Origin of the sequence: Plesiomonas sp. ZOR0011, assembly GCF_000800945.1 — a bacterium.
In the GTDB taxonomy this organism is placed as follows: Bacteria; Pseudomonadota; Gammaproteobacteria; order Enterobacterales; family CAMTGL01; genus Plesiomonas; species Plesiomonas shigelloides.
In genome coordinates, this window is sequence record NZ_JRKB01000017.1 from 1 (window position 1) to 1,063 (window position 1,063).

The following is a 1,063-nucleotide window of genomic DNA, read 5'->3' on the forward strand; positions in this document are numbered from 1 at the left end:
GGTTTGGCTCAGGGTTCGCCGGATTCATGTTGTCTCTTACTCTTCGCTGTCTGTAGTGCGGTAAATGAGCGTTATGTTTAATCCTTGTCGGTATCTGTTAGTCGCTTGAGTGCGATAACTAGAGCCGTACCGCATAGAACGGCTAGTGAAAAGCTCAGATTTTGCTCAGTTGAGTTGTTTGCAAGCACGGCCAGCAGGGCTATAAGGGTCACGGTCATAAATGTCCTCCGGTTAAGTCAGTTGCTTGGAGATAGCCATCTCCACTAGTGGGCGCTTATTCATTACCCACTCATAGCCACTTAACGCTCGTCCGCTGAAAACCTTACAAAAAGACGATGGACGATGTTAGCTCCGTATTGCGGTGGTGTGAGGCTAACGAGACCGAGCATGGACATGTCATTTAAGAAAAAGTATCAATAAGTTATTGAAAGTAAAAGGTTTATTGATTGTGACGTCTACTTGGTGTTATCTTTATGGTGTGCCAGACGCTGGCACACCGTCTTGTGATTTCGTTCGGTTTGGGATGGTACGACAATGGATGTCGCACTCGAATTTGTCGTGATGCAAAAATTGGGCATGACAAAAAAAGTATATCTACCAAGGAGGACTGATGAACGAAGTAAATGGTTTGATTGAGCGGCTGATCGCTCTTGGGGCAGTAGCTAAAGATTTGACCCTATTGGTATTGGCTATCTGCCTTCTGAAGGTGTTTATTCAGATGTAAATCATAGATTTACGTATTTACGGCGTAAATACCTGTTGGGAAAGAAGAATTTGCCAGAAAGCACTAAGTGCTGATAGAGTTTGCCTCAGAAAAGAAAAAACCACCGCGCTAACGGTGGCTTTTTCAGGTTCAAAGAGCGCCAACTCTGAGAACCGAGGTAACTGGCTTATTAGAGGAGCACAGTCACCCAAAACTGTCCTTTCAGTGTAGCCTTAACGGGCAACCCACTTCAAGAACTCCGTGATACAAAGCTCCTCTTCTTAAATCAGTTACCAATGGCTACCGCCACTGGCGATTTGTCGTGTCTGTACGGGTTGGACTCAAGAGTTTGTTACCGTA

The 1,063-nt window shown here is 45.2% G+C and carries 1 protein-coding gene; it reads right to left on the minus strand.

What is annotated here, in order from left to right; translation table 11 throughout:
• Nucleotides 1-77 precede the first annotated feature (77 nt).
• Nucleotides 78-218, minus strand: a complete 141-nt coding sequence (locus tag L975_RS18040; protein WP_156121078.1) for a hypothetical protein — start codon at nt 216-218, stop codon at nt 78-80.
• Nucleotides 219-1,063 lie beyond the last annotated feature (845 nt).